The following is a 13991-nucleotide window of genomic DNA, read 5'->3' on the forward strand; positions in this document are numbered from 1 at the left end:
CGGTTTTGCAAAAATGCAGGTACGTGATGAATTGGGACGATATGCGGGTGTTTCTGGCGGTTGCACGCGCTGAAAGCCTGTCGGGTGCTGCACCGGCGTTGCGGATGGACCCGGCCACGCTGGGGCGTCGGATTGCGCGGCTGGAACAGGGGCTGGGGGCAGCATTGTTCGTGAAATCGCCGCAGGGCTATGCGGTGACGGATCTGGGCGCGCGGATGCAGGACGCGGCAGAGCAGGCTGAAATCGCGCTGGGGCGGGCGCTGGACATGGGGCAAGCCCCCAGCGCGGGCCTGTCGGGGCAAATCCGGATCGGCGCACCGGATGGCTGTGCGAATTATCTGCTGCCACAGGTCTGCGCCGACATTCAGGCCGACAACCCCGAACTAGAGGTGCAGATCCTATCGCTGCCGCGCGTCGTCAACCTGTCCCGGCGCGAAGCGGACATGGCGATTACCGTCAGCCCACCGCAAGCGGGACGCCTGACGGTGCAGAAGATCACAGACTATCACCTGCATCTGGCGCAGCACCGCGACCTGCCCGATCCCGCCGACCGTGATGCGCTGCGGGGTCGCGCGATGGTGGGATATATCCCGGATATGATATTCGACGCCGCACTGGATTATCTGGGGCCGCTCGCCCGTGACGGGGTACATCTGGCGTCGAATTCCGTGTCGGTGCAATTACAGATGTTGCGGGCGGGGCAGGGCATCGGAATCGTGCATGATTTTGCGTTACCATTTGCACCGGACCTGAAGCGTGTGCTGATAGATGATGTTTCGCTGACGCGGTCGTTCTATCTGGTGCGCCACGATGCGGACCGCCGGTCGGAACGGCTGTCGCGCTTTGCCGATCTGTTGCTGGCAGGGCTAAAAGCCGAAGTCGCGCGGCTGGAATTTAATCCTGATCCGGGTCGGCCAGATTGATGTTGTGGCGTTTGAGGTAAGCCATCGCCGGCAGGGCTTCGATCAACATGAGGGTCAACAGGCTGAAAACAAACCAATTGGTATCGAATAGGACCAGTGAAAACGCAGTCCCACTGCCCCAGAACAGCACGCCTGCCAGGCCCACCGCGACCGAACAGATGATCGCATCATAGAGCGCCAAGGCGCCGATCGTTCGCACCCGCAGCAATGGATAGGCAAGCCCGTAGGCAAAGACCACAAACACCGCATTGATCGTCAGAATGGTCAATTCGGGGGTCATATGGGGGTCCTATCTGGTCAGGTAACGCTACGCCCAAAGCGGCAGCACTGGCAATCGTTCTTGACCTGCGTGAAGCGGTCTGGAACGGTCAACAGGCAACCGGGAGGTACTATCATGCTTGTTCAACAGATACTTAAATCGAAAGCGTCGCAGGATATGTTCTGGGTCAGTCCTGACAGCAGCGTCGCTGACGCGGCAAAGGTGATGTCCGAAAACCGGATCGGCACTGTTGTGGTGTCGACCGATGGCAAGACGCTGATGGGAATTCTGTCGGAACGCGATATCGTGCGCGAAATCGGCAAGCGCGGCACGGGCTGTCTGACAGACCGTGTGGACAGCATGATGACCGACACGATCACGACCTGTACCATGCGCGACAATGCCGATCAGGTGCTGACCCTGATGACCGAAGGCCGGTTCCGGCACTTGCCCGTGATGGATAACGACAGCATGATCGGGTTGATTTCCATCGGGGATGTCGTCAAAGCGCGACTGTCCCAGCTGTCGATGGAAAAAGACGCGCTGGAAGGCATGATCAAAGGCTACTGACGGCCCGAAACGCGAAAACCACCAAAGACAAGAGGTGCCGATGCGCACAGGACTTTACCCCGGCACCTTTGACCCGGTGACGCATGGGCACATAGATATCGTGCGGCGCGCCTGTTCGCTGGTGGACAGGTTGTTCATCGGTGTGGCGATCAACCGCGACAAGGGGCCGTTGTTCGATCTGAACGAACGGGTCGAAATGATCCGGTCAGAAGTCGTCCCGTTGGGCAAGCCGCTGGGCACCGAAATCATTGTGCATCCGTTTGAAAACCTGCTGATCCACTGCGCGCGTGATGTGGGCGCGGGGGTCATCATCCGGGGTTTGCGGGCCGTGGCCGATTTTGAATACGAATTTCAGATGGTCGGCATGAACCGCAGTCTGGATAACAGCATCGAGACGGTTTTCCTGATGGCCGACGCCAAAAATCAGGCCATCGCCAGCAAGCTGGTCAAGGAAATCGCAAGGTTGGGCGGCGACGTTTCCAAATTCGTCACACCCGCCGTCGAACAGGCATTGAAACGCAAGCTGACGGACTGAGTGCGCGTTTCGGATTCAGCGGCCTGTCTGTAAAAAGGGCGGCATCCGGGTTTTCCCGCATGCCGCCCATTATGCCAATCAGGTGCCGTGGTGCTGCGGTCAGCCGTAGACGGCGTGACGTGCGATGCGGTCGGCGTCCTGACGGTCGATATCCAGATCCAGTGCCACATCAAGCGGCATGGATTCGATTTCCTTGCGGGTCTTGTAATAGACTGCACGCTTGTGGAGCGTGGTGCGAATGGAATCGATCAGGGTCATGGTAGCTCCTTTCCAAGGGCTGTTGCGTTGACCCCAACCTAGTTATGCTGCAGCGCAGCACAACACACATATCCACAAGGCAGCCTTGCACCGCGTGCAGGGCAATCGTCATGATTTTGTCACATTTTCCGGCACGTTGACGAAATCCCAAGCGGCTTCCTCGTCCGCTGCGGCAAAGGTTTTCGCATCCACAGGGATCAGTTTGCTGAAGAAGGATATCATCTTTTCTGCAGTGTCCGGCGCACCGACGGTCGCATAGCGATGCACGTTCGTCAGGCTACGGACCTGCGCGCCGATACCCGACAGCCCGGTGTTCGGCACGTCAGAGGCTTTGAAATCCGTGAACCGGATCAGGATGTTGACCTTGTCGTCATGTTCACTGAACGCGGTGTTCATCATGTCAGCCATCTGGGCCATGCCTGCGTCGTCCAATGCGGTCGTCACTTCGAAGGCATAGACAAACGGATGGTCGGTCGGAAGCGGCACAAGGCCGTGTATGGCAGTCATCGGGTCACCTTTGATTGCGTTGGGTCTGTGGGGGATGGTGTGCCGGACGCAGAAAACGTCAACGGGCCGCCCCGTGATGGGACGACCCGTCATTGTCGCACGAAATGGATGTTACAGGAACTTGCCCATGGCGACGGCGGTATCGCTCATCCGGTTGGAAAAGCCCCATTCGTTGTCATACCACGTCAGGATGCGGACCATGTTGCCTGCCAGAACCTTTGTCTGGTCCATGTGGAACGTGGAGGAATGCGGATCGTGGTTGAAATCGATGCTGACCATCGGCAGGTCGGTATAGGCCAGAACGCCTTTCATCGGGCCGTCTGCGGCCGCACGGATCGCATCGTTGATTTCTTCGACAGTGGTGTCGCGGCTGGCTTCGAACGTCAGATCGACCACGGACACGTTGGGCGTCGGCACGCGGATCGCGACGCCGTCGAGCTTGCCGTTCAGTTCGGGCAGTACCAGACCGACAGCCTTGGCTGCACCGGTCGATGTCGGGATCATCGACAGGGCTGCGGCGCGGGCGCGGTACAGATCCTTGTGCATCGTGTCCAGCGTCGGCTGGTCACCTGTGTAGCTGTGGATCGTCGTCATGAATCCCTTGTTGATGCCGACGGCATCGTTCAGCACCTTGGCCACGGGTGACAGACAGTTGGTGGTGCAGGACGCGTTCGATACGATGATATCGTCGGCCGTCAGTGTGTCGTGGTTGACGCCGTAGACGATGGTCTTGTCCGCATCGGTGCCGGGGGCAGAGATCAGCACGCGGCTGGACCCGTTTTGAAGATGCGCCTGACATTTTTCCTTGCTGGTGAAAATGCCGGTGCATTCCATCACGATATCCACATCCGACCACGGCAGATCGGCAGGGTCGCGCATCGCGGTGACGCGGATCGGGCCACGTCCGACGTCGATCGTGTCTTCTGTCGTGGTGACTGTCGCGGGGAAACGTCCATGAACGCTGTCGAACCGCAACAGGTGCGCATTGGTTTCGACCGGGCCCAGATCGTTGATCGCGATGACTTCGATATCGGTGCGGCCGGATTCGATGATGGACCGCAAGATGTTGCGACCAATCCGTCCAAATCCGTTGATTGCGACTTTCACAGCCATGAGGGGGACTCCGTTTGCATGAGGTGCGCCAGCGACGGCGACGCAGTTAGCGCAAACATTGTCTTTTTTGGCGAAAGGTCAACCGTTGCCGGCAACAATTCGGGGTCGGCTACCGCCAGAATGCCAGCCAATGCAAAAGATCTGCGAATTTGCGCGCCATGAAAATCGGTGCATCCAGCTGCAACACAAAATGATCCAACGCGAAAAACGCGGCAATAAAGACCAGTAATCCGATGGCGACGGCGTTGCTCATGTGCGTTGTGGTAGCGCCCGGCGCGGGTCAGGTAAAGCGTCTGACCCGTGCATGGTTCAGTTCAGCCGGCCCAGTGTCGCGGCCACATCGGCCATGCGCGCGGAAAAACCCCATTCGTTGTCGTACCACGCCAGCACACGCACGGTCCGGCCGCCAACCACCTTTGTCTGGTCGGGGGCCACGGTGCAGCTTTCGGTGGTGTGGTTGAAATCGATGCTGACCTTGGCTTCGGCATCATAGGCCATGACGCCCAGCAGCGCACCGCCGGCGGCGTCTTGCAGGATCATGTTGATTTCGGCCACGCTGGTCTGGCGGTCCGCCTCGAACGTCAGATCGACAGCAGACACGTTGGGGGTTGGCACGCGGATCGCACTGCCGTCCAGTTTGCCCGCCATTTCCGGCAGCACGTCGGCGAGTGCCTTGGCGGCACCCGTCGATGTCGGGATCATCGCCAGCGCGGCGGCGCGGGCGCGGTACAGATCATCGTGTCGCCGGTCCAACGTGGGCTGATCACCGGTGTAGCTGTGGATCGTCGTCATGATGCCGCGTGCGATGCCCACGGTATCGTTCAGCGTCTTGACCAGCGGGGCCAGACAATTCGTCGTACAGGACCCGTTTGAAATCATCCGATCACCACCCGACAGGTCGCGGTGGTTCACACCGTAGACGACCGTGCGATCAACGTTGGTGGCCGGGGCAGAGATCAGGACCTTTTTCGCGCCGCGGTCCAGATGGATCGCTGCCTTGTGGCCATCGTTGAACTTGCCGGTGCATTCCAGCACGACGTCAACGCCGGACCAATCCAACTGGGCCGGATCATAGGTCGACATGACGGTGATCGGTCCGGTGCCGACGTCCAGCGTGTTGCCGCTGACGGTCACCGGGCGGGCGAAACGGCCATGCACACTGTCATATTTCATCAGGTGGGCGTTCGTGGCGATGGGACCGGTGGCATTGATCCGTGTGACCCGAACGTCGTCGCGCAGGGTTTCAGCGATATGCCCCAGCGTGCAACGGCCGATGCGGCCGAAGCCATTGATCCCAAGCGTGACGGTCATGACGGTATCCTATGGTATGCATGTCGCTGGTCGGCTTAGGGTAAATATGGGGCAGGACAAAGCAAAAATACATCCAAAACAGTATGATAACGGTAACGGGCGCCGGTTATCGCTAACCGTTAGCGCCCTCAGTTACAGGGTTGTAGTGGCGCAGCGGTGCGCTAGGTTCGTGGCGACGTTTGAAAGGATTGAACATGAGCGGACTATTGGCGCTGCTGGATGATGTGGCCGCTATTGCAAAGGTTGCCGCAGCCAGCGTGGACGATGTGATCGGACAAGCAACAAAAGCCGGGGCAAAGGCCGCAGGTGCCGTGATCGACGATGCCGCCGTCAGTCCAAAGTACGTGCAAGGGTTCGCGCCCGCCCGAGAGCTGCCCATTGTCGGCAAAATCGCTTGGGGTTCGATCCGGAACAAGGTGCTGATCCTGTTGCCGCTGGCCCTGCTGTTGTCAGTCTTTGCGCCGTGGTTGATCCCGCCGCTTTTGATGCTGGGTGGCGGCTATCTGTGTTACGAGGGCGCTGAAAAGATTGTCCACGCCTTCGGCCACAAGGACCCGCATTCAAAAGCGTCCGGCGACCCCGCGCATCTGGAAGAAGAAAAGGTAAAGGGCGCGATCAAGACGGATTTCATCCTGTCCGCCGAAATCATGACAATCGCCTTGGCGGCCATTGAAACCGACAGTTTGTGGATGCGGGCGCTAGTGCTGCTGGTCGTGGCGATCGGCATCACGGCCGTCGTTTACGGTGCCGTGGCGCTGATCGTCAAAGCAGACGACGTCGGCCTGTTCATGGCGAAAAGCGGCAATCTGGGCCTTACGCGCATGGTGGGACGTGGTGTCGTGGCCGGCATGCCGAAATTTCTGTTTGTGCTGACATGGGTGGGCACCGCCGCGATGTTGTGGGTCGGAGGGCAGATCATTGTTCACGCGCTTGGCCAGTTGGGCTGGCATGGGCCAGAAGACCTGATTCACGGCTGGGCCGTGGCGGCCAGTGCCGGTGTCGCCGATGGTTGGCAGGGCATTGTCGCATGGGTCGTAACGGCGGGCAGTGACGGTATCCTGGGCTTTTTCATCGGGTTGGCGCTGATTCCCGTCGTGGCAAAGGTCATCAAACCCATCACCGCCGCCGTCCTGCCAGCGTGAGGGATGCCGCGCTGTTCATAGCCCGGTTTCTGATCGGGTTCCTGATGATTGGCGGTGCGGTCAACAAAGCGGTCGGCCCTGACGGTGCCAGTGCGTTGCTGACGGGGGGTGGCTTGCCACAGGCATTGGTCTGGCCCGCGCTGGCATTCAACGTGGTCACCGGGATGGCGCTTTGGCTGGGGATCGGTGTGCGGTCTGTCGCGGTGATTGTGGCCGGCTATTGCGCCCTGACCAGTTTTTTCCATCTGTCGATCTACCTGTCGCAAGACGATGCGTGGCAATTGACGATCTTTGTGAAAAACTGGTCAGTGGCGGGTGGCTGTCTTGCACTGTCTGTTGCGGGATCTGGCGCGTGGGCACTGCGGCGGGATCATGGCTTTGCGTGAAAAACTTCGAGAATTATACAAAGGCGACAGCGACACCGCGATCGCGTTTCGTTATGGGTTGCTGGCGTTTGATCTGGTCACACTGGTCTATGTGATCGTCACGTCGTTTTTTGTGACGCAAACGTGGATGTTCGTGTTTGACGTCGTGTTCGGCGTTCTGATCTTGATCGATTTCTGCATCCGCGCCTGGCTGTCGAACGACTGGAAACGGGCGCTGACCCGGCTTTCAACCTGGGCGGACATTATTGCGGTCATCGGTTTTCTGGGGCCGATCTTTGCCCAAGGGCTTGGGTTCTTGCGTGTTCTGCGGACGCTGCGGCTGCTGAAAAGCTATGAAACGATGCGACGCCTGCGGCACGATTCCGCATATTTCCGCAAGAACGAAGAAGTGTTCATGGCGACCGTGAATTTGGGCGTTTTTCTATTCGTCATGACGGGGCTGTTTTATGCGTCGCAGGTGCAGGTCAATGATGCGGTGCGCAACTACGCCGACGCGTTCTATTTTACCGTGTCCACGCTGACGACCACCGGTTATGGCGATATCGTTGCCGAAGGGTGGTGGGGGCGCCTGCTGGCCGTGGTGGCGATGATTTTCGGTGTGACGCTGTTTTTACAACTGGCCCGCGTATTGTTCCGCCCGAACAAGGTCAGGTTCGAATGCTATGAATGCGGTCTGCAAAAGCATGATCGCGATGCCAGCCATTGCAAGCATTGCGGCACGGTTGTTCACATCGAAACAGGCGGCGCTGTCTGATCCGGCGTGAACGTCAAGGGCAGGGCGGTCAGTCGGCCACCCTGCCCAATGATTACAGCAAATCGCGTGCGGCGCTGGCCACGGCTTTGGACGTGATACCAAAGTGTTCGAACAGCTCCTCTGCGGGGGCAGAGGCGCCAAACCCGGTCATACCGACAAAGGCCGCTTTCTTCGCAGATCCGCGTTCGCCCATCAGGATCATATCCCAGGACTGGCGCACGCCTGCTTCGACCGCGACGCGGACCGGACCAGCGGGCAAAACGCGGCGGCGATACGCTTCGTCCTGCTGCATGAACAATTCCATGCAGGGCATGGACACGACGCGGGTGCCGATGCCTTCGGCCTGCAATGCGTCGCGCGCTTCCATGGCCAGATGCACTTCGGACCCGGTGGCGATCAGGATCACGCTGCGCTTGCCCGTCGCTTCGGCCAGCACGTAACCGCCCTGCGCGCTCAGGTTCTTGGTTTTGTGTTCCTTGCGGACCGCCGGCAGGTTCTGCCGCGACAGGGCCAGCACCGACGGGCAGTCCAGATCGGTCAGCGCCAATTCCCATGCTTCTGCGGTTTCCACGGTGTCTGCGGGGCGGAACACCTTGTAATTCGGTGTCGCGCGCAGCATCGACAGGTGTTCGACTGGCTGGTGCGTCGGGCCGTCTTCGCCCAGACCGATGCTGTCGTGGGTCATCACATAGACAGTCGGCACCGACATCAGGCCCGACAGACGCATCGCGCCACGGGCATAGTCGGTGAAACACATGAAAGTGCCGCCATAAGGCCGCACACCGCCGTGCAGCACCATGCCGTTCATCGCCGCGGCCATGCCGTGTTCGCGGATGCCGAAATGGATATAGCGACCCTTGCGGTTGTCGGGGCCGAACACGCCCATATCCGACGATTTGGTATTGTTTGATCCGGTCAGGTCGGCCGATCCACCCATCGTTTCGGGCATGATCGGATTGATGACTTCCAGCACGTTTTCTGACGCCTTGCGCGTGGCGACGTTCGGCAAGGATTCGACCGCCTGCTTTTTGAACGCCCGGATGGTCGAGGACAGTTTTTTTGGTGCGTCCAGATCGTAGGTCCGCTTGAATTCGCGCTGCTTCGATTCCGACAGCGTGGCGAACCGTTCTTGCCATGCGCTGTGTGCCGCGCGGCCACGTTCTGCGGTGGCTTCCCACTGGGATTTGACATCGTCGGGAATTTCGAACGGACCATAGTGCCAGTCGTAGCGTTCCTTTGCATCGCTCAATTGCTGGGGATCGGTCAGTGCGCCGTGACCTTTTGACGTGCCCTGCGCCGCGTGACCCAGCGCGATATGTGTCTTGCACGCGATCATTGATGGACGCTTGTCTTTCTTGGCGGCGGTGATGGCCGCGTCGATGGCTTCGGGATCGTGTCCGTCGATTGCCTGAACGTGCCATCCCGACGCTTCAAAACGGGCACATTGGTCGGTGGTGTCCGCCAGCCCGACGTGTCCGTCGATGGTGATGTCGTTGTTGTCGAACAAAACGATCAGATGGCCCAGCTTTTGCATGCCCGCCAGCCCGATTGCTTCTTGGCTGATGCCTTCCATCAGGCAACCGTCGCCCGCCAGAACATAGGTGTAGTGATTGCTGATCTTTTCACCCCAGACGGCGCGCTGGTGTTCTTCGGCGATGGCAAAACCCACGGAATTCGCGATGCCCTGACCCAGCGGACCGGTCGTGACTTCGATTCCGCGCCCATGACCGTATTCAGGGTGTCCTGCGGTGCGTGATCCCCACTGGCGGAAATTCTTGATCTGCTCCAGAGGGAAATCTTCGTAGCCCGTCAGATACAGCAACGCATACAGCAGCATCGATCCGTGTCCTGCCGACAGGATGAAACGGTCGCGGTCGGACCAAAGCGGGGCAGCGGGGTCGAAATTCAGGTGCTTTTCATAAAGAACCGTCGCCACGTCGGCCATGCCCATCGGCATGCCGGAATGGCCGGAGTTTGCGGCAGCGACGGCATCCAGTGTCAGCGCGCGGATTGCGGCGGCTTTTTGCCAATGCGCGGGATGTTTGGTTTTCAGGTCTTCGATGTCCATGGGTCGGTTCCTGTCGGGTGCAATGTTCAGTGGCCTGTGTCATACCAGCCAAGGCGGTCAGTTCAAGCGTGCCATTTGTGCGCCTTGGGCCTTTGACATAGGGTTTGCGGGTAGGCAAAGACGAATCGTGCGGAAGGGATCTTTGACGCGATGAGCGAAATCAAGACATTGGAAGCCCGGATCAAAGTGGCGTTGGATCGTATCCGCGCCCATGCCATGCGTGACAAGGGGGATGCCGATCTGCAAGTGCGGCTGACCCGGGAACAACAGGCCAAGGCTGATCTGGAAGACCGTGTCGCCGCATTGAAAGATCGGCAGGACACACGGATTGCAGCACTGGAAGAGGAAGCGACCGCGCATGCGGACCGTCTGGAAACACTGGATGGCGCGATCCAGCGCCTGCGCGCGGCCAATGCCGATCTGCGCGAAGAGGCAGAGGCACTGCGCAACGCCGCCACCGACGGCGTGGTCGATGCAGAAGCGATCAACCGTGCGCTGGTGGCAGAGCTGGAGGCGCTGCGCGCCGACCGTGCGGCCGAAAGCGCTGAAATCGCGGCCCTGCTGGGCACATTGAAACCCGTTCTGGACCAAGGAAACTGAACCCATGCCGCAAGTTGAAATCACCATCGGCGGCCGCAGTTTCGAAGTCGCCTGTCAGGACGGCGAAGAACATTTCCTGCGCACGGCCTCTGCGTTGCTGGACGAAGAAGCGCAGCATTTGTCCAATCAGATCGGGCGGATGCCGGAAGCGCGGATGTTGTTGATGTCCGGGCTGATGTTGGCGGACCGGACGGCAGGCATCGCAGAGCGTCTGCAAGAGGCAGAGCGCGCGTTGGCACATGTGCAGGCGCAACTGTCCGACATGCAGTCCAGGCCGCCGGAACGGGTCGAGGTGCCGGTCATTCCGGCAGAAGTCACTGATAGCCTTGCAGAGATTGCAGCGCGCGCGGAATCGCTTGCGGACGATCTGGACGGCAATGTGTAGTCATTGTGGGGCGCAGCGCGCTGCGCCCCACAATAAGAAGGGGTTTAACCGTTCGCTTCGCGGATCTTGTCAGCTGCGGCTTTGTCAAAAGCCACGCCATGTTCCGAAAACAGCGTATCAAGCTCGCCCGACAGGGTCATTTCGGTGATGATGTCGCAACCGCCGACAAATTCGCCTTTGACATAAAGCTGCGGGATGGTGGGCCAGTCGGAATAATCCTTGATGCCCTGACGCACGCCATCGTCGGCCAGCACGTTCACGTCCGCATATTCCACGCCCATGAAATTCAGCACGCCCGCGACACGGGATGAAAACCCGCACTGCGGCATCGTTTTGGTGCCTTTCATGAACAGCACGACATCGTTGCTGGTCACGGTCTGTTTGATCTGGTCTTCGGCGGTCATGGCTGTGTCCTTATCTATGGGGGGCCAAATTTTCTGCGAAAATCTGGAGCGCGCGCCGATCAGTCCGGTGCGCGGGTTGTCAGGGCAAGGGCGTGAAGTTCACCGGCGCTGCCATCCATCTTGCCCTTGAGGGCGGCGTAGACGGCCCGTTGCTGCTGCACCCGGTTTTTCCCGGCAAAGCTGGCGTCAACGACTTCTGCCGCGAAATGCGCGCCATCATCGCCCTGCACGGTGATCTGCGCGTCGGGAAAGGCGTCCCGGATCAGGCTTTCGATATCGTGGGCGGTGATGGTCATGCAGCACTCCTTGCAGTCTTTGGCCTAAGGTAAGAAGGCGGCGCGGCGGGGGCAAGTGCCTGTCGCCTTCCGCGTGGCCTGCGTCGCACGGATCAGGCTACGCTGCGCGCGAATGCGGTCTGATACACCTGCGCAAGATCGGCCAGCGGCGCGGAGACGGACCCAAAGCTGATATCCGTGCCGCCTGCCACGCCCACGCGCGTCAGCGGCACGCCGGCGGCCCCTGCTGCGGTGAACAGTGCCTCTGCCCCGTCGAAATCGGCGGCGATCAGATAACGCGCCTGATCTTCGGCAAAAAGCTGCGCGGTGTCGTCAGTGTCCAGCGTGATGCCTGTGCCAGATGCGGCAGCCATTTCGAATGCAGCAAGCGCAAGCCCGCCGTCGGACAGGTCGGTGCAGGCCGCGATCCAGCCACGGTTGTCGCGCACGAAATCACCGTGCGCGCGTTCCGCATACAGATCGACAGGGGGCGCATCGCCTTCGTTGCGGTTCAGGTGTTCGGCCAGCAGTGCCGTTTGGCCCATGTGGCCCGCGGTATCGCCCAGCAACAACAGCATCTGGCCGGGTTGCAGCGTGCCGGTGATGGCCGTCGTGTAATCGTCGATCAGACCGACCGCGCCGATGGTTGGGGTCGGAAGGATGCCCGCTCCGTCGGTTTCGTTGTATAGCGATACGTTGCCGGACACGATCGGCATATCCAACGCCGTGACCGCTTCACCGATGCCTTTGATCGCGCCGACAAACTGGCCCATGATCCGTGGCTTTTGCGGGTTGCCGAAATTCATGTTGTCGGTCGTGGCCAGCGGTTTGGCGCCCACAGACGTCAGGTTGCGATAGGCTTCTGCGACGGCCTGTTTGCCGCCCTCCACCGGGTTGGCAAACACGTAGCGCGGTGTCACGTCAGAGGTGAACGCCAGCGCCTTTGACGTGCCGTGGACACGCACGATACCGGACCCCGCGCCGGGTGTGCGCAGGGTGTCGGCCATGACCTGACTGTCGTATTGTTCATATACCCACGCCTTGCTGGCATAATTCGGGCTGCCGATCAGGCTGCGCAGACCGTCGATGGGGTCGACCTGCGGCACGTCACCCACGGGGGCGGGGGCAGGGGTTTCTTCCCACGGGCGGTCGTATTCGGGGGCGCTGGACGACAGTTTCGACAGCGGCAGGTCTGCTTTGACCTCTCCGTTATGGATGATCAGAAACCGGTCTTCGGCGATGGTTTCTCCGACGATGGCAAAATCGAGATCCCATTTCACGAACACGGCCCGCGCTTCTGCTTCCAGTTCCGGTTTCAGGACCATCAGCATGCGTTCCTGACTTTCGGACAGCATCATTTCATAGGCTGTCATGCCGTCTTCGCGTTGGGGGACGTTTTCTAGGTCCAGCCGCACGCCCAGACCGCCCTTGTCCCCCATTTCCACGGCAGAGCACGTCAGACCGGCCGCGCCCATGTCCTGAATGGAAATCACGGCACCCGTGGCCATCAGTTCCAGCGTTGCTTCCATCAGGCGCTTTTCGGTGAACGGGTCGCCGACCTGCACTGTGGGGCGCTTGTCTTCGATCGTGTCGTCGAATTCGGCGGATGCCATCGTGGCCCCGCCGACGCCGTCACGGCCTGTCTTCGCGCCCAGATAGACGACGGGCATGCCGACGCCCGACGCGGCGGAATAGAAAATCTTGTCTGCGTCGGCCAGTCCGGCGGCAAACGCATTCACAAGGCAATTGCCGTTGTAGGATTTGTCGAAACGGACCTCTCCGCCCACGGTGGGCACGCCAAAGCAATTCCCGTAGCCGCCCACACCGGCGACAACGCCACTGACCAGCGATTTCGTTTTGGGGTGGTCGGGTTCACCGAACGACAGCGAATTCATCGCGGCAATCGGGCGGGCGCCCATGGTGAACACGTCGCGCAGGATGCCGCCGACACCGGTCGCAGCCCCCTGATAGGGTTCAATGTAGCTAGGGTGGTTGTGGCTTTCCATCTTGAACACCACGGCCTGACCGTCACCGATATCCACCACGCCTGCGTTTTCACCGGGGCCGCAGATCACCTGCGGGCCAGTGGTGGGCAGCGTCCGCAGCCATTTCTTTGACGATTTATAGGAACAATGTTCGTTCCACATGGCGGAAAAGATTCCCATTTCCGTGAATGTCGGATCACGGCCAAGGATCGTCAGCACCTCTTGCCATTCGTCGGGCGAAAAGCCGTGGGCCGCAATGACGTCTTCGGTGATGATCGGATCGGACATGGTTTCCCCCTCGTCTGTATAATGGCCTTTTATGACAGCGCGCGGGGAAGGGAAAGCCGATGCGCCCAGACAGCCATCCGCCTGTGACCGCGCAAAAAAAATGCCGGGCACAAAGGCCCGGCGCAGTCCAACAGGGAGGTAGAGGCACACCCATAAGGTGTAAACGCCTCTGTTTCAGCAGATAGGGCGCAAAGATTAAGCGATCAAGAAAAAAGCGGACGCCTTTGT

The 13991-nt window shown here is 59.9% G+C and carries 18 protein-coding genes; 8 read left to right on the forward strand and 10 right to left on the reverse strand.

The window, feature by feature from the left end:
- Positions 1–23: 23 nt before the first annotated feature.
- Positions 24–923: a LysR family transcriptional regulator gene (locus tag GZH79_RS04610; protein ID WP_349291158.1), complete on the forward strand. Its 900-nt coding sequence runs from the start codon at positions 24–26 to the stop codon at positions 921–923.
- Here GZH79_RS04610 and GZH79_RS04615 read toward each other — a convergent pair.
- Positions 895–1203 carry a hypothetical protein gene (locus tag GZH79_RS04615; protein ID WP_211642323.1) on the reverse strand — a complete coding sequence of 103 codons (309 nt, stop codon included), beginning with the start codon at positions 1201–1203 and terminating at the stop codon, positions 895–897. The two genes, GZH79_RS04610 and GZH79_RS04615, sit on opposite strands and share 29 nt — an antisense overlap.
- Positions 1204–1317: 114 nt before the next feature.
- Here GZH79_RS04615 and GZH79_RS04620 point away from each other — a divergent pair, with 114 nt between their 5' ends.
- Together GZH79_RS04620 and coaD are read left to right on the forward strand one after the other, a co-directional pair.
- The gene (locus GZH79_RS04620; RefSeq protein WP_211642331.1) at positions 1318–1752 is read left to right on the forward strand and encodes a CBS domain-containing protein; all 435 of its coding nucleotides are present in this window, start codon (positions 1318–1320) and stop codon (positions 1750–1752) included.
- Between the two features lie 40 nt (positions 1753–1792).
- A complete protein-coding gene (coaD, locus tag GZH79_RS04625) occupies positions 1793–2287 on the forward strand; it encodes a pantetheine-phosphate adenylyltransferase (protein ID WP_211642333.1) in 495 nt (164 codons plus the stop codon).
- Positions 2288–2386: 99 nt separating this feature from the next.
- Here coaD and GZH79_RS04630 read toward each other — a convergent pair whose 3' ends face one another.
- The 5 genes from GZH79_RS04630 to gap (GZH79_RS04650) form a co-directional block, all read right to left on the reverse strand.
- Positions 2387–2545 (reverse strand): hypothetical protein, encoded by a 159-nt coding sequence (locus GZH79_RS04630; RefSeq protein ID WP_211642336.1) that lies wholly within the window; start codon positions 2543–2545, stop codon positions 2387–2389.
- A gap of 108 nt (positions 2546–2653) precedes the next feature.
- The gene (locus GZH79_RS04635; RefSeq protein ID WP_211642338.1) at positions 2654–3052 is read right to left on the reverse strand and encodes an STAS/SEC14 domain-containing protein; all 399 of its coding nucleotides are present in this window, start codon (positions 3050–3052) and stop codon (positions 2654–2656) included.
- Positions 3053–3163: 111 nt separating this feature from the next.
- Positions 3164–4165: a type I glyceraldehyde-3-phosphate dehydrogenase gene (gene gap / locus GZH79_RS04640; protein WP_211642340.1), complete on the reverse strand. Its 1002-nt coding sequence runs from the start codon at positions 4163–4165 to the stop codon at positions 3164–3166.
- Between the two features lie 109 nt (positions 4166–4274).
- Positions 4275–4418 carry a hypothetical protein gene (locus GZH79_RS04645; RefSeq protein WP_211642342.1) on the reverse strand — a complete coding sequence of 48 codons (144 nt, stop codon included), beginning with the start codon at positions 4416–4418 and terminating at the stop codon, positions 4275–4277.
- 56 nt (positions 4419–4474) lie between these two features.
- On the reverse strand, positions 4475–5476 hold the full coding sequence (gene gap, locus GZH79_RS04650) for a type I glyceraldehyde-3-phosphate dehydrogenase (RefSeq protein ID WP_211642344.1): 1002 nt from the start codon (positions 5474–5476) through the stop codon (positions 4475–4477).
- Positions 5477–5670: 194 nt separating this feature from the next.
- Between gap (GZH79_RS04650) and GZH79_RS04655 the strand changes: the two genes are divergently transcribed.
- From GZH79_RS04655 to GZH79_RS04665, 3 genes are read left to right on the forward strand one after another with little or no spacing between them, the layout of a single operon-like run.
- Positions 5671–6618: a DUF808 domain-containing protein gene (locus GZH79_RS04655; RefSeq protein ID WP_211642346.1), complete on the forward strand. Its 948-nt coding sequence runs from the start codon at positions 5671–5673 to the stop codon at positions 6616–6618.
- Positions 6615–7004 (forward strand): DoxX family membrane protein, encoded by a 390-nt coding sequence (locus tag GZH79_RS04660; protein ID WP_211642349.1) that lies wholly within the window; start codon positions 6615–6617, stop codon positions 7002–7004. Before GZH79_RS04655 ends, GZH79_RS04660 begins: the two co-directional genes overlap by 4 nt.
- Positions 6991–7758, forward strand: coding sequence for an ion channel (locus GZH79_RS04665; RefSeq protein ID WP_349291159.1), 768 nt, complete (start codon positions 6991–6993; stop codon positions 7756–7758). The genes GZH79_RS04660 and GZH79_RS04665 overlap by 14 nt, the downstream gene beginning before the upstream one ends.
- A gap of 52 nt (positions 7759–7810) precedes the next feature.
- Here GZH79_RS04665 and tkt read toward each other — a convergent pair whose 3' ends face one another.
- The gene (tkt, locus tag GZH79_RS04670) at positions 7811–9826 is read right to left on the reverse strand and encodes a transketolase (RefSeq protein WP_211642359.1); all 2016 of its coding nucleotides are present in this window, start codon (positions 9824–9826) and stop codon (positions 7811–7813) included.
- Between the two features lie 150 nt (positions 9827–9976).
- On the opposite strand from tkt, the gene GZH79_RS04675 reads away from it, so the two are divergent.
- Together GZH79_RS04675 and GZH79_RS04680 are read left to right on the forward strand one after the other, a co-directional pair.
- Positions 9977–10426 carry a hypothetical protein gene (locus GZH79_RS04675; RefSeq protein ID WP_211642361.1) on the forward strand — a complete coding sequence of 150 codons (450 nt, stop codon included), beginning with the start codon at positions 9977–9979 and terminating at the stop codon, positions 10424–10426.
- A gap of 4 nt (positions 10427–10430) precedes the next feature.
- Positions 10431–10811 carry a cell division protein ZapA gene (locus GZH79_RS04680; protein WP_211642363.1) on the forward strand — a complete coding sequence of 127 codons (381 nt, stop codon included), beginning with the start codon at positions 10431–10433 and terminating at the stop codon, positions 10809–10811.
- A 44-nt stretch (positions 10812–10855) separates the two neighbouring features.
- On the opposite strand, the gene grxD is transcribed toward GZH79_RS04680, so the two are convergent.
- From grxD to purL, 3 genes are all read right to left on the reverse strand, one after another.
- Positions 10856–11215 carry a Grx4 family monothiol glutaredoxin gene (grxD, locus tag GZH79_RS04685; RefSeq protein WP_211642364.1) on the reverse strand — a complete coding sequence of 120 codons (360 nt, stop codon included), beginning with the start codon at positions 11213–11215 and terminating at the stop codon, positions 10856–10858.
- 59 nt (positions 11216–11274) lie between these two features.
- Positions 11275–11511: a BolA/IbaG family iron-sulfur metabolism protein gene (locus GZH79_RS04690; RefSeq protein ID WP_211642366.1), complete on the reverse strand. Its 237-nt coding sequence runs from the start codon at positions 11509–11511 to the stop codon at positions 11275–11277.
- Between the two features lie 92 nt (positions 11512–11603).
- Entirely contained in the window at positions 11604–13763 is a 2160-nt protein-coding gene (gene purL, locus GZH79_RS04695; RefSeq protein WP_211642368.1) for a phosphoribosylformylglycinamidine synthase subunit PurL, read from the reverse strand.
- Positions 13764–13991 lie beyond the last annotated feature (228 nt).

The organism is Loktanella sp. SALINAS62 (assembly GCF_018263905.1).
Taxonomy (GTDB): Bacteria; Pseudomonadota; Alphaproteobacteria; order Rhodobacterales; family Rhodobacteraceae; genus Loktanella.

Excerpts from the sequence above, each read along its gene's own strand:
- GZH79_RS04665 (WP_349291159.1), top strand. The coding sequence starts at position 6,991 with ATGGCTTTGCGTGAAAAACTTCGAGAATTATACAAAGGCGACAGCGAC.
- purL (WP_211642368.1), bottom strand. The coding sequence starts at position 13,763 with ATGTCCGATCCGATCATCACCGAAGACGTCATTGCGGCCCACGGCTTT.
- GZH79_RS04620 (WP_211642331.1), top strand. The coding sequence starts at position 1,318 with ATGCTTGTTCAACAGATACTTAAATCGAAAGCGTCGCAGGATATGTTC.
- GZH79_RS04680 (WP_211642363.1), top strand. The coding sequence starts at position 10,431 with ATGCCGCAAGTTGAAATCACCATCGGCGGCCGCAGTTTCGAAGTCGCC.
- GZH79_RS04615 (WP_211642323.1), bottom strand. The coding sequence starts at position 1,203 with ATGACCCCCGAATTGACCATTCTGACGATCAATGCGGTGTTTGTGGTC.
- grxD (WP_211642364.1), bottom strand. The coding sequence starts at position 11,215 with ATGACCGCCGAAGACCAGATCAAACAGACCGTGACCAGCAACGATGTC.
- GZH79_RS04645 (WP_211642342.1), bottom strand. The coding sequence starts at position 4,418 with ATGAGCAACGCCGTCGCCATCGGATTACTGGTCTTTATTGCCGCGTTT.
- gap (WP_211642340.1), bottom strand. The coding sequence starts at position 4,165 with ATGGCTGTGAAAGTCGCAATCAACGGATTTGGACGGATTGGTCGCAAC.
- gap (WP_211642344.1), bottom strand. The coding sequence starts at position 5,476 with ATGACCGTCACGCTTGGGATCAATGGCTTCGGCCGCATCGGCCGTTGC.
- GZH79_RS04655 (WP_211642346.1), top strand. The coding sequence starts at position 5,671 with ATGAGCGGACTATTGGCGCTGCTGGATGATGTGGCCGCTATTGCAAAG.
- coaD (WP_211642333.1), top strand. The coding sequence starts at position 1,793 with ATGCGCACAGGACTTTACCCCGGCACCTTTGACCCGGTGACGCATGGG.
- GZH79_RS04630 (WP_211642336.1), bottom strand. The coding sequence starts at position 2,545 with ATGACCCTGATCGATTCCATTCGCACCACGCTCCACAAGCGTGCAGTC.
- tkt (WP_211642359.1), bottom strand. The coding sequence starts at position 9,826 with ATGGACATCGAAGACCTGAAAACCAAACATCCCGCGCATTGGCAAAAA.
- GZH79_RS04635 (WP_211642338.1), bottom strand. The coding sequence starts at position 3,052 with ATGACTGCCATACACGGCCTTGTGCCGCTTCCGACCGACCATCCGTTT.
- GZH79_RS04690 (WP_211642366.1), bottom strand. The coding sequence starts at position 11,511 with ATGACCATCACCGCCCACGATATCGAAAGCCTGATCCGGGACGCCTTT.
- GZH79_RS04675 (WP_211642361.1), top strand. The coding sequence starts at position 9,977 with ATGAGCGAAATCAAGACATTGGAAGCCCGGATCAAAGTGGCGTTGGAT.